The organism is Antarctobacter heliothermus (genome assembly GCF_900188425.1).
GTDB lineage: Bacteria > Pseudomonadota > Alphaproteobacteria > Rhodobacterales > Rhodobacteraceae > Antarctobacter > Antarctobacter heliothermus.
Map to the genome: position 1 here is coordinate 21,917 of NZ_FZON01000035.1, position 24,075 is coordinate 45,991.

Annotated in this window: 26 protein-coding genes and 2 tRNA genes; 21 read left to right on the forward strand and 7 right to left on the reverse strand. The window is 60.9% G+C overall.

Going from position 1 to position 24,075, the window contains the following annotated elements; all coding sequences use genetic code 11:
• Window positions 1-19: 19 nt before the first annotated feature.
• From pth to CHB90_RS16470, 3 genes are read left to right on the forward strand one after another with little or no spacing between them, the layout of a single operon-like run.
• Complete coding sequence (gene pth / locus CHB90_RS16460; protein WP_089278958.1) at window positions 20-712, forward strand: aminoacyl-tRNA hydrolase; 693 nt, start codon at window positions 20-22, stop codon at window positions 710-712.
• Window positions 709-1,860, forward strand: coding sequence for a serine hydrolase domain-containing protein (locus tag CHB90_RS16465; protein ID WP_089278959.1), 1,152 nt, complete (start codon window positions 709-711; stop codon window positions 1,858-1,860). The genes pth and CHB90_RS16465 overlap by 4 nt, the downstream gene beginning before the upstream one ends.
• 13 nt (window positions 1,861-1,873) lie before the next feature.
• Window positions 1,874-2,257, forward strand: a complete 384-nt coding sequence (locus tag CHB90_RS16470; protein WP_089278960.1) for a DUF2237 family protein — start codon at window positions 1,874-1,876, stop codon at window positions 2,255-2,257.
• 165 nt (window positions 2,258-2,422) lie between these two features.
• On the opposite strand, the gene CHB90_RS16475 is transcribed toward CHB90_RS16470, so the two are convergent.
• The 7 genes from CHB90_RS16475 to CHB90_RS16505 all read right to left on the reverse strand — a co-directional run bounded on the left by CHB90_RS16475 (window position 2,423) and on the right by CHB90_RS16505 (window position 8,339).
• Window positions 2,423-3,571 (reverse strand): slipin family protein, encoded by a 1,149-nt coding sequence (locus tag CHB90_RS16475; protein WP_212591611.1) that lies wholly within the window; start codon window positions 3,569-3,571, stop codon window positions 2,423-2,425.
• Window positions 3,572-3,957: 386 nt separating this feature from the next.
• A tRNA-Ser gene (locus CHB90_RS16480) sits at window positions 3,958-4,030 on the reverse strand.
• Window positions 4,029-4,103: transfer RNA gene (locus CHB90_RS16485), tRNA-Met, on the reverse strand. The genes CHB90_RS16480 and CHB90_RS16485 overlap by 2 nt, the downstream gene beginning before the upstream one ends.
• Before the next feature lie 402 nt (window positions 4,104-4,505).
• The gene (gene trpB / locus CHB90_RS16490) at window positions 4,506-5,750 is read right to left on the reverse strand and encodes a tryptophan synthase subunit beta (RefSeq protein WP_089278961.1); all 1,245 of its coding nucleotides are present in this window, start codon (window positions 5,748-5,750) and stop codon (window positions 4,506-4,508) included.
• Window positions 5,751-5,973: 223 nt separating this feature from the next.
• Window positions 5,974-7,317: an MATE family efflux transporter gene (locus CHB90_RS16495; protein ID WP_245823275.1), complete on the reverse strand. Its 1,344-nt coding sequence runs from the start codon at window positions 7,315-7,317 to the stop codon at window positions 5,974-5,976.
• Window positions 7,318-7,407: 90 nt separating this feature from the next.
• Window positions 7,408-7,917 carry a PaaI family thioesterase gene (locus CHB90_RS16500; protein ID WP_089278962.1) on the reverse strand — a complete coding sequence of 170 codons (510 nt, stop codon included), beginning with the start codon at window positions 7,915-7,917 and terminating at the stop codon, window positions 7,408-7,410.
• Window positions 7,917-8,339 carry a PaaI family thioesterase gene (locus tag CHB90_RS16505; protein WP_089278963.1) on the reverse strand — a complete coding sequence of 141 codons (423 nt, stop codon included), beginning with the start codon at window positions 8,337-8,339 and terminating at the stop codon, window positions 7,917-7,919. Before CHB90_RS16505 ends, CHB90_RS16500 begins: the two co-directional genes overlap by 1 nt.
• A 136-nt stretch (window positions 8,340-8,475) precedes the next feature.
• On the opposite strand from CHB90_RS16505, the gene CHB90_RS16510 reads away from it, so the two are divergent.
• The 18 genes from CHB90_RS16510 to CHB90_RS16595 all read left to right on the forward strand — a co-directional run bounded on the left by CHB90_RS16510 (window position 8,476) and on the right by CHB90_RS16595 (window position 24,072).
• On the forward strand, window positions 8,476-8,853 hold the full coding sequence (locus CHB90_RS16510) for a MerR family transcriptional regulator (RefSeq protein WP_089278964.1): 378 nt from the start codon (window positions 8,476-8,478) through the stop codon (window positions 8,851-8,853).
• A gap of 249 nt (window positions 8,854-9,102) precedes the next feature.
• The gene (locus tag CHB90_RS16515) at window positions 9,103-9,504 is read left to right on the forward strand and encodes a MerR family transcriptional regulator (protein ID WP_089278989.1); all 402 of its coding nucleotides are present in this window, start codon (window positions 9,103-9,105) and stop codon (window positions 9,502-9,504) included.
• Window positions 9,505-9,538: 34 nt separating this feature from the next.
• The gene (locus CHB90_RS16520; RefSeq protein WP_089278965.1) at window positions 9,539-11,320 is read left to right on the forward strand and encodes an acyl-CoA dehydrogenase C-terminal domain-containing protein; all 1,782 of its coding nucleotides are present in this window, start codon (window positions 9,539-9,541) and stop codon (window positions 11,318-11,320) included.
• A 55-nt stretch (window positions 11,321-11,375) separates the two neighbouring features.
• Complete coding sequence (locus CHB90_RS16525) at window positions 11,376-11,588, forward strand: hypothetical protein (RefSeq protein WP_089278966.1); 213 nt, start codon at window positions 11,376-11,378, stop codon at window positions 11,586-11,588.
• Between the two features lie 25 nt (window positions 11,589-11,613).
• The gene (locus CHB90_RS16530) at window positions 11,614-12,738 is read left to right on the forward strand and encodes an acyl-CoA dehydrogenase family protein (RefSeq protein WP_170941093.1); all 1,125 of its coding nucleotides are present in this window, start codon (window positions 11,614-11,616) and stop codon (window positions 12,736-12,738) included.
• 322 nt (window positions 12,739-13,060) lie between these two features.
• Window positions 13,061-13,699, forward strand: a complete 639-nt coding sequence (locus CHB90_RS16535) for a glutathione S-transferase family protein (protein ID WP_089278968.1) — start codon at window positions 13,061-13,063, stop codon at window positions 13,697-13,699.
• A gap of 16 nt (window positions 13,700-13,715) precedes the next feature.
• Window positions 13,716-14,927 (forward strand): acetyl-CoA C-acetyltransferase, encoded by a 1,212-nt coding sequence (locus tag CHB90_RS16540; protein ID WP_089278969.1) that lies wholly within the window; start codon window positions 13,716-13,718, stop codon window positions 14,925-14,927.
• Window positions 14,928-15,109: 182 nt separating this feature from the next.
• The gene (locus CHB90_RS16545; protein ID WP_089278970.1) at window positions 15,110-15,571 is read left to right on the forward strand and encodes a hypothetical protein; all 462 of its coding nucleotides are present in this window, start codon (window positions 15,110-15,112) and stop codon (window positions 15,569-15,571) included.
• Window positions 15,571-16,038, forward strand: coding sequence for a cupin domain-containing protein (locus CHB90_RS16550; protein WP_089278971.1), 468 nt, complete (start codon window positions 15,571-15,573; stop codon window positions 16,036-16,038). The genes CHB90_RS16545 and CHB90_RS16550 overlap by 1 nt, the downstream gene beginning before the upstream one ends.
• Entirely contained in the window at window positions 16,035-16,469 is a 435-nt protein-coding gene (locus CHB90_RS16555) for a hypothetical protein (RefSeq protein WP_089278972.1), read from the forward strand. Before CHB90_RS16550 ends, CHB90_RS16555 begins: the two co-directional genes overlap by 4 nt.
• A 2-nt stretch (window positions 16,470-16,471) precedes the next feature.
• Window positions 16,472-18,673 (forward strand): 3-hydroxyacyl-CoA dehydrogenase NAD-binding domain-containing protein, encoded by a 2,202-nt coding sequence (locus CHB90_RS16560; protein ID WP_089278973.1) that lies wholly within the window; start codon window positions 16,472-16,474, stop codon window positions 18,671-18,673.
• A 480-nt stretch (window positions 18,674-19,153) separates the two neighbouring features.
• On the forward strand, window positions 19,154-19,438 hold the full coding sequence (locus CHB90_RS16565) for an STAS domain-containing protein (protein ID WP_089278974.1): 285 nt from the start codon (window positions 19,154-19,156) through the stop codon (window positions 19,436-19,438).
• Window positions 19,435-19,809, forward strand: coding sequence for a response regulator (locus CHB90_RS16570; protein ID WP_089278975.1), 375 nt, complete (start codon window positions 19,435-19,437; stop codon window positions 19,807-19,809). The genes CHB90_RS16565 and CHB90_RS16570 overlap by 4 nt, the downstream gene beginning before the upstream one ends.
• Window position 19,810: 1 nt before the next feature.
• A complete protein-coding gene (locus tag CHB90_RS16575) occupies window positions 19,811-21,982 on the forward strand; it encodes a chemotaxis protein CheA (protein WP_089278976.1) in 2,172 nt (723 codons plus the stop codon).
• A complete protein-coding gene (locus CHB90_RS16580) occupies window positions 21,975-22,442 on the forward strand; it encodes a chemotaxis protein CheW (protein ID WP_089278977.1) in 468 nt (155 codons plus the stop codon). Before CHB90_RS16575 ends, CHB90_RS16580 begins: the two co-directional genes overlap by 8 nt.
• A complete protein-coding gene (locus CHB90_RS16585; protein ID WP_089278978.1) occupies window positions 22,439-23,320 on the forward strand; it encodes a CheR family methyltransferase in 882 nt (293 codons plus the stop codon). Before CHB90_RS16580 ends, CHB90_RS16585 begins: the two co-directional genes overlap by 4 nt.
• Window positions 23,321-23,329: 9 nt before the next feature.
• Window positions 23,330-23,716: a response regulator gene (locus CHB90_RS16590; RefSeq protein WP_089278979.1), complete on the forward strand. Its 387-nt coding sequence runs from the start codon at window positions 23,330-23,332 to the stop codon at window positions 23,714-23,716.
• Window positions 23,713-24,072, forward strand: coding sequence for a hypothetical protein (locus CHB90_RS16595; RefSeq protein WP_089278980.1), 360 nt, complete (start codon window positions 23,713-23,715; stop codon window positions 24,070-24,072). The genes CHB90_RS16590 and CHB90_RS16595 overlap by 4 nt, the downstream gene beginning before the upstream one ends.
• Window positions 24,073-24,075 lie beyond the last annotated feature (3 nt).

Genomic DNA, 24,075 nt, shown 5'->3' on the forward strand with positions numbered 1-24,075 from the left:
TACGGTCTTGGAGGGCAGAGTGCAGATATTCGTAGGTCTCGGCAATCCCGGCGCGAAATACGCCGGCAACCGGCACAACATCGGCTTTATGGCGCTGGACCGGATCGCGGCGGATCATGGGTTTGGCCCGTGGAAAGCCAAGTTCCAGGGCCAGTTGGCAGAGGGGATGCTGGGCCGAGAAAAGGTGCTGCTGCTGAAACCGGAAACCTTCATGAACCTGTCTGGGCAATCCGTGGGCGAGGCGATGCGCTTTTACAAACTCGCGCCCGGAGACGTCACCGTGTTCCACGACGAACTGGATCTGGCGCCGGGCAAATGCAAGGTAAAGACCGGCGGTGGTCACGCGGGTCACAACGGGTTGCGTTCGATCCACGCCCATGTCGGCGAGGCGTATCGGCGGGTGCGGCTGGGCATCGGCCACCCGGGACGCAAGGAGCTGGTGGCAGCCTACGTGCTGCATGATTTCCACAAGGCCGACCAGGACTGGCTGGATGACCTGCTGCGTGGCATGTCCGACGGTGCCGCGTATCTGGCCGAGGGGGATCCGGGCAAGTTCATGAATGCGGTCGGGCTGCGCATGTCGCCGCCCCGGCCCTCAAGAACGCCCGCGAAACCAAAGACCGATGCGGTCCCCAAGGTGGCACCTGACGACAGCGCGGGCGGGAACGACACCCGCAATCCGCTGCAACGTCTGGCGGACAAGTTCCGATGATCGGGCGACGCGCGGCCCGACTGGGACTGATCCTGCTGATCGGGGTCGCCGCCCTGGGCTATGGCTATCGCGAAGAAGTGCAACGTCTGCGCGCAACCATGACGCTCTTTGACGAGAGCGAAATCGTGGAGAACTTCAGCCACATGGACCGTCTGTTCGAGACGGTTCCGATCCCTGTCCAGGTCCGCGCCGCGCCCCTCGTGGACGGACCCCGGATGGCCATGCCTGCAGAGTGGCAGGATTGGCTGACACGTCGCTCTGTCACCGGGGTGATTGTCCTGAAGAACGGCGTTCTGGCACACGAGAGCTATTATCTGGGTACTGGCCCGGACGATCTGCGCATCTCATGGTCGATCGCAAAATCGTATTTGTCCTCTCTTTTCGGCATCTTGCTGGCGCAAGGTCATGTAATGTCCCTGGACGACCCGGTGACCAAATACGCCCCCGACCTTGCGGGCAGCGCCTACGAGGGCGCGACCATCCGCAACGTCCTGCAGATGTCCACCGGTGTCGTTTTTGACGAAGACTATCTGGATTTCTGGAGTGACATCAACAAGATGGGGCGCGTCCTTGCGCTTGGCGGATCGATGGACGGGTTTGCTGCGGGACTTGACATGCGCGATCAGCAGCCAGGAGAGGCCTGGCGCTATGTGTCCATTGACACACATGTTCTGTCGATGGTGGCGCGGGGCGCGACCGGGCGCAGCCTGCCCGATCTACTGGCAGAAAACGTGCTGGAACCGATGGGCGTCGAAAAAGAACCTTATTACCTGTCAGACGGTTACGGCGTGGCCTTTGCACTTGGCGGTCTCAACATGACGCTCCGCGACTATGCACGTCTGGGTGAGATGTTTCGCGATGGCGGTCGCTTGATCGGCAAGCAGATTCTCCCCGAGGCATGGGTGATGGAAAGCACCACTCCATCGGCCAAGACCGCGCCGGGCGCGTTGAAATATGGCTACCAATGGTGGATGCCCGCGGATGCCCGCGAGGGTGAGTTCATGGCGCGTGGTATTTACGGCCAATACGTCTATATTGACCGCCAGAGCGGTACGGTGGTCGCGGTCACCTCGGCGGACCGCAGTTTTCGCGAAGCCGGAGCCTTTGACGACGCGTTGCAGATGCTGCGCCGTCTTGCGGGCCAATGAAGGAAAGTCAGACATGTTGAAAAAAGAACCATCCTTCAACGTATTGGGCAGTGCTCTTGAGTCGTGTTCTCATGAGCCGCTGACCGGGTTCTTTCGGGACGGTCACTGTAACACCTGCGCCGAGGATCAGGGCAGCCACACGGTCTGTGCGGTCATGACGGCCGAGTTTCTCGCTTATTCGAAATACGTCGGCAACGACTTGTCGACACCGCGGCCAGAGTTCGGTTTTGCGGGCCTTAAACCGGGGGATCAATGGTGCCTTTGTGCGGCGCGTTTCTTGCAGGCACATGATGAAGGGTGCGCGCCCAAGGTCAATCTGGCGGCGACGCATCGTTCTGCGCTGGACATCGTGCGCCTGCCTGTCCTGGAACAGAATGCCTTTGACGCAAAGACCTGACGGTTGGCGAGAATATTTCAAAATGCCGACCAAAGTAACCAGTATTTCTGCCTGAATTCACCGCATTATCTCAGTCATGCAACATGCACAAAGCCCACCCAGCCCGCCGGATAGACCTGCGCAAATGGCCGCCCCGGTCTCCTGGAGCGGCCTTTTTCGTGCCGGTCAGTCGCGCAGGCGCGTGATGTCCTGCATAAGGCCCTGCGTCCCGTTGTGGACGGTGAGGTGATCAACCTTTCCGGCGATCGCCTCCAATGCCTCAAGCTCTTTCAGCCGCAGCATCACGGGGTTGTCCTCCATGACCTTTGCGGTGTTCAGAAGCGAGCGCATCGCGTTCGTTTCTTCGCGCCGCTGGATCACGTTGGCCTCGGCCCTTTTCTCGGCCTCGACCACACGGTTGAGGATCTCACGGATCTCACCGGGCAGGATCACGTCCTTGAGGGCGATCTCCTGCAGGTCGATCCCGATCTTTGCCATCTCGGCCCGCAGGGTCTCCCCTGCTTCGACGTCGATGGCCCCCTTTTCGGCCAGAAGCTGGTCCAGCGTCAGCGCCCCAAGGCGGCGGCGAAAGACCAGTTGCACCGCGCGGTGCAGTGCCTCCAGGAAGTCGGTCACCACGGTCACGGCCCGCTCAGGATCCGTCACCCGGAACACAGCCGTCAGGTTGACCCGGATCGTCACGCGGTCCTTGGTCAGGATCTCCTGCCCCGAAACCTCATGCGCGCGCTGGCGGGTATCCACCAACTTGACCGTGGCGCGCGGGCCCGCCGCCCAAAAGGTATGGACCCCCGGCTCCAGCCGACCGGCCAGAACCCCGTCGAGAAAGAGCATCCCGACCAGCCCCTCTGCCACGTGCAGAGAGGTCAGCGCCCGGCTGAGGCCCGCCCGGTCCATACGCCGCGCAAACGCTGCGTCGACCCGAGGTTCGGTCGCAAGATCGAACCGTTCCACCGTGAAGGGCCCCGCATCGGTCCACCAGACCGCACGGTCTTCAGGAAAGAGCACTTCAATCGGCCGCCCGTCGCGCGAGACCACGGCGATCTCACCGGCGTCCGTGCGCACCTCTGTCAGGTGGCCTTCGGTCAGGTCGGGACGGCTGCGGAACAGCGCCCGGTCAAAACCCGAGGAAAACCGGAGACGGTCGATGGTGTGAGTCTCACGCGCGCTGTGATTGCGTCGGATCTTATGCTCACCAGGGCCAAGCAGCGCGTCGAAACGGCCCCGCACAAGCACCAGCATCCGCTCTTTCTCGGTGAGCGTGACACGTTCACGTCCGGTGAACATGTCGATGAAAAAAGTCAACACGTTGGTCATCTGTTGTCTCCTTATCCGCGTGCCTATCGTCGTCGCAAAGCGATGTTCCTTTGTTTTGATCGGGTTGGAGGCAAGCTTGCCCCACAGGTGTGAAAGTGGCGGGCCCGGAATGCCCCCATGCCGCGACGGCGGACGAGAGGCCGACGAGAGGGGCGCGGAGCCCCGGCGTGCCCTCGATGCAGGCATCGAGCGGCAGACCGGAACCCGGCGGAACCGTCATTCGACGCTCCGGCCAGCAGCCGGAGCAGGCAAAACCGGTGCCGCCCCCTTTGCGTTGCCGCGCAGAGGTTGGCGTGGGTGATCCCTGCAAAGAACACCCCGGACCCTATGATTTGGACCGCTTGCGCGGACCGGCGTTTGAGGCCGGTGCCCTCCATCAAGGGCTTTGGTTAAATGGCAGGAGTCGAACCTGCGACACTTCGATTAGCAGTCGAATGCTCTACCAATGAGCTACATTTGGAGACACAGGAGGGAATTGAACCCCCGGCTCTCAGACAATGAGTCTGACGCTCTACCACTGAGCTACAATGTCATCCCGCCCCCCGAACAGGCCCCGGCATACAGGAACGGCAGCGCCGTCTGCACCGGGGGAGTGATCACCTCCACCCGCTGGGGTCCGGTCCATCGGGGCCGGGAGTGCTGGATAGCCGCGTATTGCCGAGTCGCTCCAGTATGGAATACCGGGCCGTAGTGTGCCGTGACGCAAGCGCAACAATATTTCGCCATTGCGCAACGAATGGAAAGCGCAGACCGACAGACCCGCCCTTTCCTGTCGGTCAAAGCGATTGCGAAATTGTGAAAGTTGCGGGTTTTGCGACACTGAAAAAGGTGAAAGCGCCAGACAGGTCCGTGGCCCTGCGCTGTCGGTCCTGTCGGGTCCCGGACAACCTGCGGGTGCCCGGGACTGTGCAGTTGTCTGGCGTTCTTTGGCGGGTCAGCCCGCGTTGCGGCCTTCGGTGGCGGACATGTCGACGCCCAGATGTTTTGCCACGGTAAAGATGTCCTTGTCGCCCCGTCCACACATGTTCATGCAGATGATGTGATCCTTGGGCAGGTCAGGCGCGATCTTGGCGACATGGGCCAACGCGTGGCTGGGCTCCAGCGCGGGGATGATGCCTTCGGTCTCACAACACAGCTGGAAAGCGGCCAGCGCCTCCTTGTCGGTGATCGAGACGTATTGTGCGCGGCCCACGTCGTGCAGCCAGCTGTGCTCTGGCCCGATGCCGGGATAATCGAGGCCCGCCGAGATCGAAAAGCCTTCGAGGATCTGGCCATCGTCGTCCTGCAACAGATAGGTGCGGTTGCCATGCAGAACGCCGGGACGCCCGCCGGTCAAAGAGGCGCAATGTTCCATCTTTGCGTTCACGCCTTTGCCGCCCGCCTCGACCCCGATGATGGCGACGTCCTTGTCATCAAGGAAGGGAAAGAACAGCCCCATGGCATTTGACCCGCCGCCGATGGCAGCAACCAGCGTGTCCGGCAGGCGACCCTCGGCCTCTTGCATCTGTTCGCGCGTTTCCTTGCCGATGATCGACTGGAAATCACGAACCATCGCGGGATAGGGGTGCGGCCCCGCCACGGTGCCAATGCAGTAGAACGTGTCACGCACGTTGGTCACCCAGTCGCGCAGCGCGTCGTTCATCGCATCCTTGAGCGTGCCACGGCCAGACGTCACCGGGATGACCTCTGCGCCCAGAAGCTTCATCCGGAAAACGTTCGGGGCCTGCCGTTCGACATCGTGCGCGCCCATGTAGACCACGCATTTCAGGCCGAACTTGGCGCAGACGGTCGCGGTGGCGACGCCGTGCTGTCCAGCACCTGTTTCCGCGATGATCCGGGTCTTGCCCATGCGGCGGGCCAGGATGATCTGGCCAAGGACGTTGTTGATCTTGTGGGCGCCGGTGTGGTTCAGCTCATCGCGCTTCATGTAGACCTTGGCGCCGCCAAGGCGTTCGGTCAGACGTTCGGCAAAATACAGCGGCGACGGGCGGCCAACATAGTGTTTCCACAGGAAATCCATTTCCGCCCAAAAGCTGTCGTCAGTCTTGGCCTTTTCGTATTCCTCTTCCAGCGAGAGGATCAGCGGCATCAGTGTCTCAGACACAAAGCGGCCCCCGAAGATGCCAAAGCGGCCTTTCTCATCCGGGCCGGTCATGAAGCTGTTTATGAGATCGTCCATTGCGCCACTCCTCTGTCTGGGCGTCTGAATAGGGCATTTGGGGCACTGGTGACCAGAGGCAAATGGCGCAGACCCGCCCGGTTCGGTAAGGGTGGCGCCCCCCGCGCTGCTTCAACAAGGCAGACCTGTTGGAAGAGCGGGCAAAGGTGCTGAGACGCGCCTCGGACAAGCGGTTTTTGCCGCCGCTTCCTAGCGGATCAGGGTATGGTCCATCAAGGGCGGCTCAACCAGCCAACACCGCGCGTTCCAGCGACGGATAGCGCAGGCCCAGCGTGACTCCGCGCGCCACAAAGGCAATCATCAGCGCCGCCCACATGCCATGCGGCCCCCAAAGCGGGATCAGCAGCGTGGCCGCGATAAAATAGATCCCGACCGAAATCGCCATCATGTTGCGCATGTCGCGGGTGCGGGTCGCACCGATGAAAATGCCGTCCAGCATCCAGGCGGGCAGTCCAAGTACCGGCGCCAGCACGATCCACGGCAGGAACCGGCGCGCCGCCTGCTGCACCTCGGGATCCTTGGTCATTCCGTCGATGATCAGCCCCCCCAACAGTGCGAAGGCCAGCGCAAAGGCAAAGTTCGACAGAAACCCCCAAAGACTGGTGAGCCAGACCGCGCGCCTGAGCCGATCCAAGGCGCGTGCGCCAAAAGCCTGACCCACCATCGCCTCGGCGGCAAAGGCGAATCCGTCCAGCGCGTAGGCCATGATCTGGATGAAGTGCAGCAGTACATGGCTGGCTGCCAACACCGCGACGCCAAACCCCGCGCTGTAGTAAAAGATGAACGACAACAGCACCGCCTCCAGCATCAAGGATCGCAGCAGGATGTCGCTGTTGACCATCGCCATGACCCGCAGGCGGGCGCGGTCAAAGACGCGGGGCCAGTCGCGCCACGCCGGGTTGGCAAAGGCCCGGCGGCACAGCCACAGCCCAAGGGCAAAGCCGGTCCAGTCGGCGCAGACCGTAGCCCATGCCAGCCCCGGAACCCCGAGATCCCAGCCCACCACGAACAGAAGGTTCAGCGCGATGTTCAGGCTGACGATCCAGATTTGCAGCACCAGCATCGCGCGTGTGTGTTCCTGCGCGCCCAGCCAGCCATTGATCCCGAAGATCGCCACCGCTGCGGGCGCCGACAGGATGCGGATGTCCATGTACTCGCGAGCCAGGGTTTTGACCTCCTCAGTGGCGGGCGAATAGGCAAATCCCAGATCGGCAATCGGTCCCATAAGTGGGATCAGCAACAGACCCCCTGCCCCACCGATCATCAGCGCGCGGGTCAACAACGCCGCAACTTCGGCCCGATTGCCGGCGCCATGCGCCTGCGCGGTCATGCCCGCCGTCCCCATCCGCAAAAAGCCGAAGACCCACAGCAGTGTCGATAGCAGCGCCGCGCCGACGGCGACGGCGGCAATCGGTGTGGCATCGGGGATCTGGCCGATCACGGCCGTATCGGCCACGCCTTGCAGCGGCACGGTCATGTTCGCCAGCACGATGGGCACGGCAATCCGCAGGACACGGGCGTGGGTGATAGGCACTGGTGTGGTCATGGCACTTCGACTGTCGGACATCGTGACAGGGTCAAGATCCCGTCACCTGAAATGTGGCTTTCGGAGTATGGCAGGCATTGCGCGACGGCAAGGGCCGCACCTGGAGATGGATCAGCCGTCTTGACGCGGCATCAGGAAATGGGCTGCGGCCTCTGCGATGGGGCGATCACGGTTGTCCTGCCACGCCTCGGCCTGCACGCTGGCATAGCGTCGGCCTGAACGGGTCACGCGGGCGCGGGCGTAGGCGTCGCGCGGCAATCCCGTGCGTAGGTAGTCGACGGTAAAGTCGATGGTCTTGGGCAGGCGCGGCAGCGCGCCCCGCGCCATGTCGTCGGGATCAAGCGCGCCGGATTCGATGTCCTGCCAAAGATAGGTCCAGCTTAGCGTGACCATGGCGGTGATCTCCAGGAAGGCGGCAGTTACACCGCCGTGGATCGCGGGCAGGAACGGGTTGCCGATCAGCTTGTCGTCAAACGACAGAACGGCGGTCAGTTCATCGCCACGCCGGTCAAAGTTGACGCCGAGGTACTGCATGTACGGCACGCCCGACACCAGCGCCGAAAGGGCCGCGTCCCGGCGCTGCTTGATGATCTGAACGGGTTCGGGGGGGGTGCGCGCCATCATTTGCCCTCTACTGTAAAGGTGCCCGCCGCCGTGGCCACCGGCCTCTCCGGGTCGTCATCTGTCGCGGTGGCGCGAACAAAGGCGACAGAGCGGGTGATGTGATAGCATTCGGCGCGCGCAGTGATGGTCTGGCCGGGCGTGGCCGGGCGCATGTAGTCGATGCGCAGGTCAATGGTGGCGGTGCCTGCGGGGGACCGTGGATGGCTCATGACCGCCGCGCCGCTACAGGTGTCCATCAGGGCAGAGACAGCGCCGCCATGAATCACGCCGGTTTCGGGGTCGCCGATAAAGCGCGCGTCATAGGGTAATTTGATCTCTGCCAAGCCATCACCGATTTCGGTGATGGCCATGCCCAAGGCCCGGCAATGCGGTATGGAATCAATGAACTGACGGGCAATCCGGGATTTGTCTGCACTCATGGAGGATCTCCTTGGAGGTCTTTATGGGCGCGCGGGCCGAGCGCTGCAAGCGGCCCGAAGCCGGTCTGGCCGTGACAGCGGGTTGTCTCGGGGTCGACGGGGCCTTAGATTCCGTCTGGACGAGGGGAGACAGGTCATGGGCGACACGCGACTGACGTTCAAGGAGATGTGCGCAAAGTTCGACGTCACACCGCGAACCCTGCGTTACTATGAATACATCGAACTTCTGACGCCCGACCGGGATGGCCGAGCGCGTCACTATGGCCCGCGTGAGATCGCCCGGATGATCCTGATTCTGCGCGGGCGCAAATTCGGGTTTCAGCTTGAAGACATCCGCCAATGGCTGCTGATCTATGAACATGAAGGCACAGAGGCGCAAATGCGGGCCTGGGTCGCCATGGCGGACCGGCAACTGGCGCAGCTTGAAGATGAGCGCCGACAGCTGGACGAGGCGATGGGTGAACTGAAATCGCTGCGCGACGAGACAGCCGAAACTCTGAACAGCGCTGGTTGAGCATCTGGCCCCGCCGCCTGCCCTGCAGACATCATCCCGAACGAAGCCATTCCACAGGCAACAATTTTACCCTTTGGTAAAATTGTTGCGCATTGGGCGGCTTGACCTTGCCTTATCTTACGTCAAGATAAAAGTGACGTAGCGTATGAGTTACGTCAACGAGAATTCCCATTGTATGAAAGCGGCACAACTTGCACCTCCTCATTGTGACACGACTGTGACGAAAACGGAGAGCCGGGGATGCGAGATATGACAGACGAGCAACTGATGACGATTCGGGAAATGTGCTCAGCGTTTGAGGTAACCCCTCGGACCCTGCGCTTTTATGAGCAGAAGGAGCTGCTCTTCCCGATCCGCGAAGGCCAGAAGAGGCTGTTTACCCGGCGTGACCGGGCACGGCTAAAACTGATCCTGCGCGGCAAGCGGTTTGGGTTCAGCCTGGAGGAAATCCGGCAACTGTTGGACCTGTACCATGTGGGGGACCAGCAGCATACGCAACTGGAAGCCGCCTATGGTGTGGCCAAGGACCGACTGGCGGACCTGATCCGGCAGCGCGAAGACCTGAACACCGCGATCGAAGAGTTGCAGGACCAGATGAAATGGGGCGAGCGGATGCTGGCCTCGATGGAGCAAAAGCGCGCGGCCCAGTAGACCGGGACGCGGGCAGGACTTTAGGGAGAGAGACATGCCCAGCTACACAGCGCCAACCCAAGACCAGGTGTTTATCCTCGACGACGTGCTGAAGATCAGCACGCAAAACATCCCCGGATACGAGGATCTGGACCGTGACACACTGGAGGCGATCCTTGGCGAAGCGGCCAAGCTGGCCGAAAACGTGCTGGCGCCGCTGAACCAGGTTGGCGACACAGAGGGCTGTGTGCTGGAAAACGGCGTGGTGCGCACGCCGAAGGGCTTCCTTGAGGCCTTTGACCAGATGCGCGAGGGCGGCTGGACCGCTCTGGACTGCGACCCGGACTATGGCGGTCAGGGCCTTCCCTACGTTCTGGCCACCGCTGTGGGCGAACAGTTTTCTGCCGCGAACATGGCCTTCAACATGTATCCGGGCCTGACCCACGGTGCCTATTCGGCGATCCACGCGCACGGCTCTGACGACCAAAAGGCCATGTATCTCCCCAAGATGGTGAGCTGTGAGTGGACCGGCACCATGAACCTGACCGAGCCGCATTGCGGCACGGATCTGGGCCTGATGCGCACCAAGGCAGTGCCGCAGGATGACGGCAGCTATCACATCACCGGGCAAAAGATCTTTATTTCCGCTGGCGACCACGACATGAGCCAGAACGTGATCCATTTGGTGCTCGCCAAGATCCCCGGCGGACCTGAGGGCATCAAAGGCGTGTCGCTGTTCATCGTCCCCAAGTTCATTGTCGACGCCGAGGGAAACCCCGGCGCGCGCAATGGCGTCTCGGTCGGCAAGATCGAGGAAAAGATGGGGATTCACGGCAACTCGACCTGTGTCATGGACTACGACGACGCCACCGGCTATTTGCTGGGAGATGAACACAAGGGCATGCGCGCCATGTTCACCATGATGAACGAAGCGCGCATCGGTGTTGGGCTGCAAGGCTATGCCCAAGCCCAAGTCGCCTACCAGAACGCCGTGGACTACGCCAAGGACCGCCTTCAGGGCCGCGACGTGACGGGTGTCAAGAACCCCGATGGCCCTGCCGATCCGCTGATCGTGCATCCCGACATCCGCCGCAACCTGATGGACCAGAAAAGCTTTGTCGAAGCGGCGCGGGCCTTTGTCTTTTGGGGCGCGTCGATGATCGACCGCGCGCACAAGACAGATGATGCCGCCGCCGACGGTCTGATTTCCCTACTGACGCCGGTGGTCAAGGGCTTCCTGACCGACAAGGGTTTTGACATGGCGACCGCCGCACAGCAGGTCTACGGCGGCCACGGCTATATCGAAGAATGGGGCATGTCGCAGTTTGCTCGCGACGCGCGCATTGCCATGATCTACGAAGGTGCAAACGGCGTTCAGGCGCTGGATCTGGTGGGGCGTAAACTGGCGCAGGACGGTGGCAAGCACGTCATGGCCTTCTTCGAGATGGTCAAGAGCTTTGCCGATGAGCACAAAGGCCAGGACGAAGAGTTTGACACGCAGTTCCTTGAACCGCTCAAGGCGGCATCGAAGGATCTGCAAGCGGCGGGCATGTATTTCATGCAGAACGGCATGAAGAACCCGAACAACGCGCTGTCCGGATCTTATGACTTCATGCACCTCTTCGGGCATGTCTGCCTGGGACTGATGTGGTCGAAAATGGCCTGGACTGCCAAGGCCAAGCTGGCCGCTGGCGACGGAAATTCCGATTTCTACGCAACCAAGGTCGCCACAGGGCGCTACTACATGGCGCGCCAGTTGCCGATGACTGCCACGCATCTCAAACGGATCGAGAGCGGCGCGGAAACGGTCATGGCGCTTGAGGCCGACGCGTTCTGAGGCAAAGGTAGACGCGGCGGGATAGCCCGCCGCGCGCACAGCCCCGGAGGATGCCATGCCGAAACGATTCCGTCTGACTCGCCGGTTCCCGGTCGCCATGACCGAGGATGGCTATCGCAAGCTGCGGAAATTCGCCCATGAGGCGGGACTCGACGAAGGGGAAGCCCTGTCTTTCCTTTTCGAGCATTTCGACAGCGTGACGGACACCGACGCACTGGCCCACCGGCTGCGGCTGTTCAACGCCGAACTGGACGAGCGCAAGAGATAATGGGGGAACGATGCCGCAAGACTGGATGACTGAAGAGCACGCGATGCTGGCCGAGATGACGGCCAAGTTCATCGAAACCGAGTGGCAACCGCTCTACGACAAATGGCGCAAACAGGGCCAGATGGACCGCGAAACATGGGCGCAGGCGGGCGAATTGGGTCTGCTGTGCCCGTCGATCCCCGAGGAATTTGGCGGTGCCGGAGGTGATTTCGGCCACGAGGCCGTGATCCTGATCGAAGCCTCACGCGCCAACCTGGCCAGCTGGGGCCACGGCATCCATTCCGGCATCGTCGCGCATTACATCCTGTCCTATGGCACCGAAGAGCAAAAAAAGCGCTGGCTGCCCAAAATGGTGACGGGCGAATTGGTCGGCGCGCTGGCAATGACCGAACCATCCGGCGGATCGGACGTTCAGCGGCTGAAAACCAAAGCTGTGAAAGACGGCAACGCCTACCGCCTGAGCGGGCAAAAGACCTTCATCACCAATGGGCAGCACGCAAACCTGATTGTCGTGGCCGCCAAGACCGACCCCAAGGAGGGTTCAAAAGGCATGTCCCTTATGGTGGTCGAAACCGATAGTGCCACAGGGTTCAGCCGCGGTCGCAACCTCGACAAGATCGGCTGCCACGCCGCCGATACGTCTGAGCTGTTTTTCGACAATGTCGAGGTCGCGCCGGAGAACCTGCTCGGTGGGACCGAGGGACAGGGCTTTTACCAGATGATGCAGCAACTCCCGCAAGAGCGGCTGATCATCGCCTGCGGCGCAGTGGGCGCGATGGAGGGTGCCGTGGCGCGCACGGTTCGCTACTGCAAGGAACGCGAGGCCTTTGGCGGCCCGCTGACCCAGTTCCAGAACACACGATTCAAGCTGGCCGAATGCCAGACCAAGACAACCGTCGCCCGCGCCTTCCTTGACGCCTGCATGGCAGAGCACCTGGACGGCAAATTGAGCGTCGAAAAGGCCGCCATGGCGAAATACTGGCTGAGCGATACGCAAGGAGAGGTCCTGGACGAATGCGTACAACTGCACGGAGGCTACGGCTTTATGCAGGAATACGCGGTGGCCGAGATGTGGACCGATGCGCGGGTTCAGCGCATCTACGGCGGAACCAACGAGATCATGAAAGAGCTGATTGCACGGGCCCTCTAGGGCGGTGCCGCGCGGTGAGAAAGGATTGGGTATTTGCGACAGAGAAGAAAACAGGAAGGTCGCACATCGGACCCACACGCTGGGGCTGCAGTCAACCTTCCCGCTCTGCCCGCGCCCTTGGCCAGGCACGGGGCTTCTCCTCTGGCGGTCATCGGCTCCCCAGCCTGTACCGCAAGGACAATCATGGCGCGTCAACCTTAACGCGCGGTTACCCGGAGAGGAAACATGCGGTTTCTTCTCTGTAAAAATACCCCACGGGGGTGCGGGGGTGTGAAACCCCCGCTCCGGCGGAAACAACAGGCGCAAAGGGAGGCGCAGTGCGATGACCATGAAACTTTACTGCTTTGGCGAGTCAGGACATTCCTACAAGGCGGCACTGGCGCTGGAGCTGGCGGGGCTTGATTGGCAGCCCGTCAAGGTTGATTTCTTCAACGGCGAGACGCGGGGAGATGCATACCGGCAGGACGTCAATGAGATGGGCGAATGCCCAGTGCTGGAAGATGGCGATATCCGGCTCAGCCAGTCCGGCGTGATCCAGCAATACCTGTCAGAAACTTACGGCCATTTCGGGGGTGCGACAAAAGCCGAAGAACGTGAGGTGCTACGCTGGATCTTGTGGGACAACCACAAGCTTTCGTCCGTAGCAGGCATGACGCGGTTCCTGATCAATTTCCTGCCCAAGGACAAACAGCCCGCCGAAGTGATCGGCTTCATGCAGGGCCGCCTCAAGAGTGCATACGGAATATTGGACGCGCATCTGGCAGATCGTGACTGGATCGTGGGCGATGCGCCCACCAACGCCGACCTGACCTGCTGCGGCTATCTCTTTTACCCGGAACCCTTCGGCTTTGAGCGCGGCGGATGGCCCGCCATTGACCGTTGGATGGCGAACATCGAGGCAATGCCCCGATGGAAGAGCCCCTATGACCTGATGCCCGGCTCCCCTGCGGACCGGACCTGATGAAGAAGGATCTCACATGACCGAAGCATATATCTACGACGCTGTCCGCACGCCGCGCGGCAAGGGGCGCAAGGATGGCGCGCTGCACGAAGTCACTTCGTTGCGTCTTTCGGCGCAGGTTCTGAATGCCGTGAAAGAACGCAACGGACTGGACGGTCACGCCGTCGAGGACGTGATCTGGGGCAATGTCACACAAGTGGGCGAACAAGGTGGCTGCCTTGCGCGTTCTGCCGTTCTGGCAAGCGACCTTGACGAGTCGATCCCTGGCCTGGCGATCAACCGGTTTTGCGCCTCCGGCCTTGAGGCGGTGAATCTGGCGGCCAACCAGGTCAAGGGCGGCGCCGGTCAGGCCTATATTGCTGGCGGGGTCGAGATGATGGGCCGCGTGGCCATGGGCAGCGACGGCGCCGCGATCGCCGTGGATCCGACCATTGCCATGGACAGCTATTTTGTACCGCAGGGCATCTCTGCCGATATCATCGCCACCGAATATGGATTTTCGCGCGATGATGCGGATGGACTGGCTGTCGAAAGCCAAAAGCGCGCCGCCGCCGCCTGGGCGGACAAGCGGTTCGAGAAATCCATCGTCACGGTTCGCGACGTGAACGGCCTGCCGATCCTGGATCACGATGAATACATGCGTCCGGGAACCGACATGCAGACGCTGGGCGCGCTGAAGCCGTCGTTCAAGGACATGGGCGAGGTCATGCCCGGCTTCGATGCCATCGCGCTGATGAAGTATCCGCATCTTGAGCGGATCAACCACATCCACCATGCGGGCAACAGCTCTGGCATCGTGGACGGATCTGCCGCAATGCTGATCGGCAACAAGGAGTTCGGTGAGAAATACGGGCTGAAGCCGCGTGCGCGTATCCGGGCGACCTGCAAGATCGGCACCGATCCGACCATCATGCTGACCGGCCCGGTCCCCGCGACCCAGAAAATCCTGAAGGACAGCGGCATGTCGATCAGCGACATCGACCTGTTCGAGGTCAATGAGGCCTTTGCGTCCGTCGTGCTGCGTTTCATGCAGGCCTTTGACGTGGATGACAGCAAAGTGAACGTGAACGGCGGGTCCATCGCCATGGGTCACCCGCTGGGCGCGACCGGGGCGATTATCCTTGGCACCATGCTGGATGAGTTGGAGCGGACCGGCAAGGGCACCGGTCTTGCCACGCTGTGTATCGCTTCGGGTATGGGTGCCGCGACCATCATCGAGCGCGTGTAAGCCGCGCGGATGACAATGTCGTCGGATATCACGCAAACAGAGACGTCCAGCCTGCTGGACGTCTCTGCACACGCGCGATTGTCCAGCATGACCGGCGTTGTCAAAACCCTTTTCGGACAGCCCCTTGTTTCCACTCTTTCGAGAGTGTCGGACCAACCTGCCGGGAAACCTCGAGGCCGCGGATGACAGCGATCAGCCCGACAGACATCTATCAGGCCAATCTCGACGCGGTGGCGCAAATGGTTTTTTCCGGCGACATGTCCCGGCTTCAGGACCTGATCTCGGTACCGTTGGTGATCCAGATGGCAGATGGGTCTATGCAGATTGATCGGCTGGAGGATGTGGTTTTCATGCTGGCTGAACAACGGGACAATCTGTTGAATCTGGGCACGACGGAATACCACCGCATCTGCGTCGATGCACGTTTCCTGGATCCGGCAGCCACGCAGATCAGCGGACGCCACAAGACCTATGTGATGCGGGGCGCGACCTATCTTCTGGAACCCTTCATCTGTGAAATGAACCTGACCAAGGATGCCGCCTTGTGGCGGGTCTGCCTCATGCGCTGTCATATGAAAAACAGCGACTACACAGTGATCGGGACAGGAACCCGTGAACGTCTGCGCCCAGAACGGAGGAACTGATGCCAAAGATCGATCTGAACACAGTGCCTGTCCGCACGGGATCCAGCTACCCGGCCCCGCATGATACGGCCATGAAGGGGCGCAGTCAGCAGCGGTTGGGAGATGCCGCAGGGTTGACCCAGTTCGGCGCAAACCTCGTTCGGCTTGCGCCCGGCGCAATGTCGTCGCTGCGGCACTGGCACGAACGCCAGGACGAGTTTCTGGTCGTGACCGAAGGCGCGCTTACTCTGGTCGACAATGCTGGAGAGACGCTGCTGGTGCCCGGCGATTGCTGCGGGTTTCCAGCAGGCGATCCGAACGGTCACCATATCGTCAATCGATCTGCGATCGTGGGCGCCTTTGTGGTCGTGGGGTCACGAACCGATCGCGAGACGGGTTGGTACTCGGATGTCGATCTTCGGGTCGAGGTCGAGGATGGCAGGATGCGCTTTTTGCGCCGGAATGGCGCAGAAGTGGCAGGCCCATGACCCTGACCTTTACCGACATCGAACTCGAGCGGTTTCTAGATGACATATCCGAACCGTTCTTCACAGGCGACATCGGAAAATGGCGCGCCCGCATGGTGCTGCCGTTCAGCATGGAGACCGGGTCCGGCCCCGTCACCCTGACCAGCGACGCGGACGTCAGGCGGAACTTTGATCTCTACCTGGAGGCATGCGAGGCCATGGGATTGGACGTTGTCGACCGTGAACCTCTGGGTTTCGAGCACTGCGAAGACGGGACGGTTCTGGCCACTTACCGCACAAACCTGATGCGAAAAGGTCAGCGCATCACCGCACCCTATACCTCTACCGCGCTTCTGCATCCCACGTCAGAGGGATGGAAGATGTCGGCAATCCTCAACGCCCGCGGCCACCACGCGTGGACCGGGCGCCCCCCGAAAAACACTGGAGAGTGAGTATGACTGATTTCACGATGCAAACCGACGCGGACGGCGTCGCGGTGATCACTTGGGACGTGCCCGGCAAATCCATGAACGTGATGACGCTGGAGGCCTGGGATGAACTTGATGCACTGATTGATCAGGCGCTGGCGGACGACGTGGTCAAGGGGGTGGTGATCACCTCTGGCAAGGACAGCTTTGCCGGTGGCATGGACCTGAAGGTCATCGCCAAGATGAAGGAAATGGCAGGAGACGACCCGGCCAAGGGCCTGTTTGACGGGATCATGAACGCCCACCGCATCATGCGCAAGATCGAGCGCGCGGGCATGGACCCCAAGACCAACAAGGGCGGCAAGCCGATTGCCACCGCCCTGCCCGGCACAGCACTTGGCATTGGTCTGGAAATCCCGCTGTCGACTCACCGTATCTTTGCCGCCGACAACCCCAAGGCCAAGATTGGCTTGCCTGAGATCATGGTCGGCATCTTTCCGGGCGCCGGAGGCACCACGCGTCTTGTGCGCAAGATGGGCGCGATGGCCGCCTCTCCGCTGCTGCTGGAGGGTAAGCTGAACGACCCGAAAAAGGCCAAGGCCGCCGGAGTGATCGACGAAGTCGTCGAAGATCCACTGGCCGCCGCGAAAGAGTGGGTTCTTAACGCCAAAGATGCTGATATTCTGAAGCCTTGGGATGCCAAGGGGTACAAGATGCCAGGCGGCGCACCCTATCACCCGGCCGGTTTCATGACCTTTGTCGGGGCCAGCGCCATGGTGCATGGCAAGACCAAGGGCGTTTACCCTGCGGCCAAGGCCCTGTTGTCGGCGGTCTATGAAGGCGCACTGGTGCCGTTTGACACCGCGCTCAAGATCGAGGCGCGCTGGTTCACCAATGTCCTGATGAACCCGTCCTCCGCGAACATGATCCGCTCGCTTTTCATCAACAAGGAAGCGTTGGAAAAGGGGGCAGTGCGTCCTGCCGACGTTGCCGACCAGAAAGTGACCAAGGTCGGGGTTCTGGGCGCGGGTATGATGGGCGCGGGTATCGCGCTGGTGTCGGCGCAGGCGGGCATCGAGGTGGTTCTGCTGGACCGCGATCAGGATGCCGCAGACAAGGGCAAGGCCTATAGCGCCGACTATGCCGCCAAGGGCGTGAGCCGCAAAAAGATCACGCAGGACAAGGCCGACGCGATGCTGGCCCGCATCACGGCGACCACATCTTACGATGATCTGAAAGGCTGTGACCTGATCGTCGAGGCCGTCTTTGAAGATCCCAAGATCAAGGCCGAGGTGACCAAGGCCGTGGATGCCGTGACGGGTGACGACTGCATCTTTGCGACCAACACGTCGACCCTCCCGATTTCCGAACTGGCGAAGGCATCGAAGAATCCCGAGCAATATATCGGCATCCACTTCTTCTCTCCGGTCGAGAAGATGATGCTGGTCGAGATCATCAAGGGCAAGCAGACAGGCGACCGAGCGGTGGCCAAGGCGCTGGATTTCGTGCGCCAGATCCGCAAGACGCCGATTGTGGTCAACGACGCGCGGTTCTTCTACGCCAATCGCTGCATCATCCCCTACATCAACGAAGGCATCCGCATGGTGAAAGAGGGGGTGTCCCCTGCCCTGATCGAAAATTCCGCCAAGATGATCGGGATGCCGCTGGGCCCGCTGCAACTGGTCGATGAAACCTCGATCGATCTGGGGGCCAAGATTGCGCGCGCGACGCGCGCAGCAATGGGCGACGCCTATCCCGACGGAGAAGTCGATGAGGTCATCTTCTGGATGGAAGGCGAAGGCCGGTTGGGTCGCAAGACCAAGGCGGGCTTTTACGACTACGACGAAAAAGGCAAGCGTCAGGGCCTGAGCCAATTGGTACAGGACAAGTATCCGCAGTCCGAGGACCAGCCCACGGTCACAGAGGTGCAGCATCGCCTGCTGTTTGTGCAATCGCTGGAGGCCGTTCGCGCTCTGGAAGAAGGGGTGCTGATGGACATCCGCGAAGGCGATGTCGGCGCAATCCTCGGCTGGGGTTTTGCGCCGTGGTCCGGTGGTCCGCTGTCCTGGCTGGACATGATCGGAGCGCCCTATGCGGCGGAACGCTGTGACCAGTTGACCGAGGCCTATGGCCCGCGCTTTGCCTGCCCGCCGTTGCTGCGGGAAATGGCCGACAAATCGCAGAGCTTTTACGGCCGGTTCGGGCCGGAAAGCGCAGAGGCGGCCTGAATTCGGCGGTATTCTGTGTTGCGCCGCGCGCTGCGCGTCGCCTGTTCCCGGGGCTGGTCCAGACGGACCGGCCCCGGCTTGCGTAAGGACTTCGGCGGGCGCCGCACTGTGATCACATCAGAAAGCGCCCCCTTCCGCACTCGCCCGCTGTCGCCCGGGGCGCCTCCGACTCGTCGCGGAGGTGCAACTGGCTCTGAGGAGAGCGTCGCCAGCGACACCGATGTTTCGAATTTTCGGCGTTCGGCGAGTGTGAGTGAAACAGCGGTCCTGCCCGGTTATCTGGCGGTTTTTATCTCTTGATTTCAATCACTTTCGACAACACTCCCCAAAACACCCTCCAGAAAAGCTCCGGTCCGGCAGTCTGAAATTTGGCGGACGTGCCCGTCGGAACCCTTTGTTAAGATCGCATCCCTATCTCTTCGGTTCGTCAGATGTGTCATGCCAAGACGCGCTCAGTGCCACGAAGGATGCAGTACCGCGATGTCAGACATCAGTTTCCACGCTCTGGGCCCCGCACGGGCCCGCTCCGGCGAAGATCCGCTGGTCGCCTTCCTTTTGAACGCCCGGCGCATGCCGGTCACCGTTTCTGCACGCGATGTTGCGCGGCTGGACTCGCACAGGCTGCAATTATTGCTCGTGGCGCAAAGGCAATGGACTGTGGACGGCGTCGATTTCAACGTCACCGACATGGCGCCTGGATTTCGTGAGGGGCTTGAACGGCTGGGTCTCTCTTCCGAACATTTCGACAAGGAACCGCTGCAATGACGACAAAAGTTCTGGCAATCGACGACTCGCGCACGATCCGCAACCTTTTGCGGGTCTCTCTTGAAGGTGCGGGGTTCGAATTTCATTCCGCCTGCGATGGTCAGGAAGGCGTGGACATTTTCCCCGACGTCGATCCGGATGTGGTGATCACCGATATCAATATGCCCAAGATGGACGGGTTCGGGGTGATCGACACGTTGCGCAGCGGCCCCAACCGCACCAATGTGCCTATCCTCGTGCTGACCACGGAGAGCTCGGATGACTTGAAATCACGGGCGCGCAACGCCGGTGCCACGGGATGGATCGTGAAACCCTTCGACGATGGCTCTCTGGTGTCCGTCCTGCGTCGTCTGACAGGGCATGTGAGCTGAGATGTCAGTAAATTCGATAAGAGATACCTTCTTCGAAGAATGCGAAGAACTGTTGGAGGCGCTGGTCGAAGGACTGGCCCAGATGGAAGACACCTCCGACGATATGGAGGTCGTGAATGCCGTCTTCCGCTCCGTGCATTCGATCAAGGGCGGCGCAGGTGCTTTCGCCCTCGACCGACTGGTGTCGTTTGCGCACAGCTTTGAAACTGTCATGGACAAGGTGCGGGACCGCGCACTGGCCGTGGACGAAAAACTGATGGGCCTGTTCCATCGCGCCGGGGACCACTTGGCCGACCTGGTCGCCGCAGCGCGCGATGAAACGGAACTTGATGACGAGATCGAGACAGGGCTTGTAAACGAACTTGAAAGCTATCTGGACGGCGATACCGCTGTCGAGGATTTCTGCTTTGACGCGGTCACGTTGGATTTTGACGGACCGCAGATCGACCTTGGCGGCGAAGATCCCGTAAGCAGTGCCCGCGTTTTCCATATTCGTTTTGCCCCGTCGCGCGCGCTGTATGAAAACGGGCATGAACCGTTGCTGATCTTCGACGCTCTTGCCGAGTTTGGCAGCCTGTCGGTCGAGGCAGATCTCAGCCTGTTGCCGGAGTTTGACTCCTTCGACCCGGCAGATGCAGTTTTGTCTTGGCAATTGTCGCTGACAACCAGCGAGCCGGAAACCACCCTGCACGAGGTTTTCGAATTTGTGGAAGGGCTCTGTGCGCTGGAAATCGAGATGGACCAGACGGCAGGTCCGCAGGCGATCGAGCTTCCCGAACCATCTGCCCTGCCGGACGAGGCCGTTTCGCCAACACCTCAAGACACCGCGCTTCCGCAGATCTCGACGGACGTGCCCGTCGGCGTCACATCGGCGGAGACTCTAACCGGAAAAAAGCCTGACCCCGGTCAGGGAAAGTCGACGACTGCACCGGCAACCAAGGAGTTGCGCGGGCCCAAACCGACCTTGCGGGTCGATCTGGACCGGGTTGACCGGCTGATCAACACGGTTGGCGAGTTGATCATCAACCAGGCGATGATCTCGCAGCGGATTGAGGAACTGGATCTGCCCACCGTCGCCCATTTGACCAATGAGTTGGAGGCCTACAAGCTGCTTGCGCGTGACATCCAGGAAGGCGTCATGGCGATCCGCGCGCAACCAGTCAAACCATTGTTCCAGCGCATGTCACGGATCGTGCGCGAGGCTTCGGACGCGACGGGCAAGAAGGCTAAGATGGTCACGGTCGGCGACTCCACCGAAGTGGACAAGACCGTCATCGAGCGGCTGGCCGATCCGCTGACCCACATGGTGCGCAATGCCGTCGACCATGGGCTGGAATTGCCCGCAGAGCGCACAGAGGCGGGAAAGGACCAGACAGGGACAATCCGGCTGTCCGCCGCCCACCGTTCCGGCAGCGTCTTCATCGAGATTTCAGACGACGGCGCCGGGCTGAACCGCGAACGTATCCTTGCCAAGGCCATGGAAAAAGGTCTGGTGCCGCCGGACGTCGAGTTCTCTGATCCCGAAATTGACAACCTTCTGTTCCTTCCCGGTTTTTCAACTGCAGGTCAGGTCTCGGCCCTGTCGGGACGAGGTGTTGGCATGGACGTGGTCAAGAACGCGGTCCATGCGTTGGGCGGCCGGGTATCGATCACCTCGACCCCTGGCAAAGGCACGACCTTTGCCATCGTGCTGCCACTGACCTTGGCGGTGATGGATGGGTTCGTGATCTCCGTGGCCGACCAGACCATGGTCATTCCGATCTCGTCGATCCTTGAAACCATTCGCCCCAACCCGCGCGACATCCATGTGGTTGGCACCGACAGTGAAGTGGTCAGTGTACGCGGGTCCTATGTTCCGATAGTCGATGTGGCCGACAGTCTTGGCCTTGGCCAGTGTGACGACAAGAACAGCAACGGCATTCTGCTTCTGGTCAGTACGGAAATGCAAGGTTTGACCGCGCTGCGCGTCACCGCGATCCACGATCAGCGGCAAGTCGTGATCAAAAGCCTGGAAAGCAACTACGCCGCTATTCCCGGGGTCTCGGCAGCGACCATTCTGGGCGACGGCAAGATTGCCCTGATCCTTGATCCCGAAGAACTGATCAGACTGGCCCACGCCCCGGGCCACGATCCCTTTGCACAGCACAGCAGAATGGAGCTTCGTCATGGCTGAAACCGCTGAAGCACTTGCAGACACACAGTTCGAATTCATCACCTTCTCGGCGGGCGGCCAGAGCTATTGCCTCGAGATCACGCAAATCCGCGAAATCAGGCGATGGACCCCGGTAACCGCCCTGCCCCATACACCCCAGGATGTGCTGGGCGTGATGAATCTCCGCGGTGCAGTGATCCCGATTTTCGATCTGTCGGCGCGGTTCGGTCTGGGGGCGACACCTGCAAACGAACGGAACGTGGTCATCGTGGCGGCCGTCGATGGTGCAACTATCGGCCTGCTGGTCGAGTCTGTATCCGAAATCCTGTCCGTCGACAAAAGCGCGATCCAGGAGACGCCGGACATCAAGTCCGAAGCGACCCGGAACAGCATTCTCGGGATGATCTCGGTCGATGAGTCCATGGTTCGGGTGGTCAATCTTGACGCCGTTGTCGACAGCGAAAAGGGACTGTCTGCATGAACACTTCGGTGCCCAACGCCTTTACGCGCGACATTCCCTTCAGCGACGACGACTTTCGTTCGATCGCCGATCTCGCGCGGGATCGTTTCGGGCTCAGCCTTGCGGAAAGCAAGAAGCCATTGGTCTATTCGCGGTTGGCGCGACGGCTCAAGTCGCGTCAGGTCAGCAGCTTTTCCGACTACCTCGCATTGCTCAACCGCACGGAGGAAGAAGACGAGAGGCTGGAACTGATCTCGGCGTTGACAACAAATGTCACCAGTTTCTTTCGGGAAAACCATCACTTCGAGATAGTACAGCAGGTGTTGTCGCAGGACCTTGCTGGGAAAGCACGGGCCGGTGGGCGGCTGCGCATCTGGTCAGCCGGATGTTCGTCAGGTCAGGAACCCTTTTCCGTAGCAATGACGCTGTTGGAGGCAATCCCGGATGCACCCGCAAGGGACGTGCGCATCCTGGCCACAGATATAGACCCCAAGATCGTGGCAAAAGCCCGGGCCGGAAACTATTCTGCCGAAGACGTCTCCGGTATCCCGGCCCCGTTGCGAAAGAAATGGATAACGGCCAATGACGCGGCCGGCAAAACCTACGCCGTTGCGGACGCCTTGAAATCTCTTATCACCTTCAACGAACTGAACCTGATGGACGATTGGCCCTTCGCGGGGCCGTTTGATGCCATTTTCTGCCGGAACGTTGCGATCTATTTCGCTCCCGACACACAACGTCGCCTCTGGCAGCGCATGAGCGCCAAACTGTCGCCGGGTGGCCTGTTGTTCATCGGACATTCAGAACGCGTCACGGGCCCGGCACTTGAGGATCTCACTGGCGTCGGCATCACCAGTTACTGCAAGTCGCGCACCAACGCGCAGCCCACGCTGCAATAGGAGAGCATTATGGGACTGAAGGACTCTCTGAGGATCATGGTCGTCGATGACATGGCAACAAGCCGCGGTCTGATCACTCAGGCCCTCGATGACATCGGGATCAAAAACTACGTCACGGAAAACGATGGCCGTTCGGCATTGAGCCGCATCTCCGCAAGTCCGGTGCACCTGGTTCTGTCGGACTACAACATGCCCGGGCTGGATGGTCTTGGTCTGTTGAAGGCTGTTCGCGGAAATCAGGCGCTCAAGAAAATGGGGTTTATCCTGGTCACCGGCAGGCCAACGCCAGAGATCGTGGCCGAAGCCAAACAGTTGGGGCTGAACAACATGATCAAGAAACCGTTTACCTCGGCGGCGATGAAACAATGCATCGAAAGCGTGGTCGGTCGTCTATGACAGCGCAGACGGAGACCATGCTGCCGTTGAAGGTTGCCACCCGGCGCGCGTCGGCGGAACTTGAGGGGCTCTATGTTCGGCTTGAGCGGTTGGAACACGGCCTCGACACTGTCATCGTCCACGCAACACATGCCTTTGATACCCAGTCGATCGGGATGTTGCAGGAGTTGGACATGCTACGGCAGTCGATTGGCGCGCTGGCGGACTACCTCGAACAGATTTCGGTCGGGACGGACGACGCGGGCATGGTGGACGTGGTTCAGGCCCTGTCTGACGTGCCGCTTCGCGACATGGCAACCAGGCTGAGCGGAACCGTCAATTCCGCGACCGATGTCGGACACGCAGAGTTGTTCTGATGT

What these genes read in the sequence shown, in the direction of transcription:
- CHB90_RS16465 (WP_089278959.1), top strand. Translation starts at nt 709, where the DNA reads ATGATCGGGCGACGCGCGGCCCGACTGGGACTGATCCTGCTGATCGGG.
- CHB90_RS16470 (WP_089278960.1), top strand. Translation starts at nt 1,874, where the DNA reads ATGTTGAAAAAAGAACCATCCTTCAACGTATTGGGCAGTGCTCTTGAG.
- CHB90_RS16475 (WP_212591611.1), bottom strand. Translation starts at nt 3,571, where the DNA reads ATGACCAACGTGTTGACTTTTTTCATCGACATGTTCACCGGACGTGAA.
- trpB (WP_089278961.1), bottom strand. Translation starts at nt 5,750, where the DNA reads ATGGACGATCTCATAAACAGCTTCATGACCGGCCCGGATGAGAAAGGC.
- CHB90_RS16495 (WP_245823275.1), bottom strand. Translation starts at nt 7,317, where the DNA reads ATGTCCGACAGTCGAAGTGCCATGACCACACCAGTGCCTATCACCCAC.
- CHB90_RS16500 (WP_089278962.1), bottom strand. Translation starts at nt 7,917, where the DNA reads ATGGCGCGCACCCCCCCCGAACCCGTTCAGATCATCAAGCAGCGCCGG.
- CHB90_RS16505 (WP_089278963.1), bottom strand. Translation starts at nt 8,339, where the DNA reads ATGAGTGCAGACAAATCCCGGATTGCCCGTCAGTTCATTGATTCCATA.
- CHB90_RS16510 (WP_089278964.1), top strand. Translation starts at nt 8,476, where the DNA reads ATGGGCGACACGCGACTGACGTTCAAGGAGATGTGCGCAAAGTTCGAC.
- CHB90_RS16515 (WP_089278989.1), top strand. Translation starts at nt 9,103, where the DNA reads ATGACAGACGAGCAACTGATGACGATTCGGGAAATGTGCTCAGCGTTT.
- CHB90_RS16520 (WP_089278965.1), top strand. Translation starts at nt 9,539, where the DNA reads ATGCCCAGCTACACAGCGCCAACCCAAGACCAGGTGTTTATCCTCGAC.
- CHB90_RS16525 (WP_089278966.1), top strand. Translation starts at nt 11,376, where the DNA reads ATGCCGAAACGATTCCGTCTGACTCGCCGGTTCCCGGTCGCCATGACC.
- CHB90_RS16530 (WP_170941093.1), top strand. Translation starts at nt 11,614, where the DNA reads ATGACTGAAGAGCACGCGATGCTGGCCGAGATGACGGCCAAGTTCATC.
- CHB90_RS16535 (WP_089278968.1), top strand. Translation starts at nt 13,061, where the DNA reads ATGACCATGAAACTTTACTGCTTTGGCGAGTCAGGACATTCCTACAAG.
- CHB90_RS16540 (WP_089278969.1), top strand. Translation starts at nt 13,716, where the DNA reads ATGACCGAAGCATATATCTACGACGCTGTCCGCACGCCGCGCGGCAAG.
- CHB90_RS16545 (WP_089278970.1), top strand. Translation starts at nt 15,110, where the DNA reads ATGACAGCGATCAGCCCGACAGACATCTATCAGGCCAATCTCGACGCG.
- CHB90_RS16550 (WP_089278971.1), top strand. Translation starts at nt 15,571, where the DNA reads ATGCCAAAGATCGATCTGAACACAGTGCCTGTCCGCACGGGATCCAGC.
- CHB90_RS16555 (WP_089278972.1), top strand. Translation starts at nt 16,035, where the DNA reads ATGACCCTGACCTTTACCGACATCGAACTCGAGCGGTTTCTAGATGAC.
- CHB90_RS16560 (WP_089278973.1), top strand. Translation starts at nt 16,472, where the DNA reads ATGACTGATTTCACGATGCAAACCGACGCGGACGGCGTCGCGGTGATC.
- CHB90_RS16565 (WP_089278974.1), top strand. Translation starts at nt 19,154, where the DNA reads ATGTCAGACATCAGTTTCCACGCTCTGGGCCCCGCACGGGCCCGCTCC.
- CHB90_RS16570 (WP_089278975.1), top strand. Translation starts at nt 19,435, where the DNA reads ATGACGACAAAAGTTCTGGCAATCGACGACTCGCGCACGATCCGCAAC.
- CHB90_RS16575 (WP_089278976.1), top strand. Translation starts at nt 19,811, where the DNA reads ATGTCAGTAAATTCGATAAGAGATACCTTCTTCGAAGAATGCGAAGAA.
- CHB90_RS16580 (WP_089278977.1), top strand. Translation starts at nt 21,975, where the DNA reads ATGGCTGAAACCGCTGAAGCACTTGCAGACACACAGTTCGAATTCATC.
- CHB90_RS16585 (WP_089278978.1), top strand. Translation starts at nt 22,439, where the DNA reads ATGAACACTTCGGTGCCCAACGCCTTTACGCGCGACATTCCCTTCAGC.
- CHB90_RS16590 (WP_089278979.1), top strand. Translation starts at nt 23,330, where the DNA reads ATGGGACTGAAGGACTCTCTGAGGATCATGGTCGTCGATGACATGGCA.
- CHB90_RS16595 (WP_089278980.1), top strand. Translation starts at nt 23,713, where the DNA reads ATGACAGCGCAGACGGAGACCATGCTGCCGTTGAAGGTTGCCACCCGG.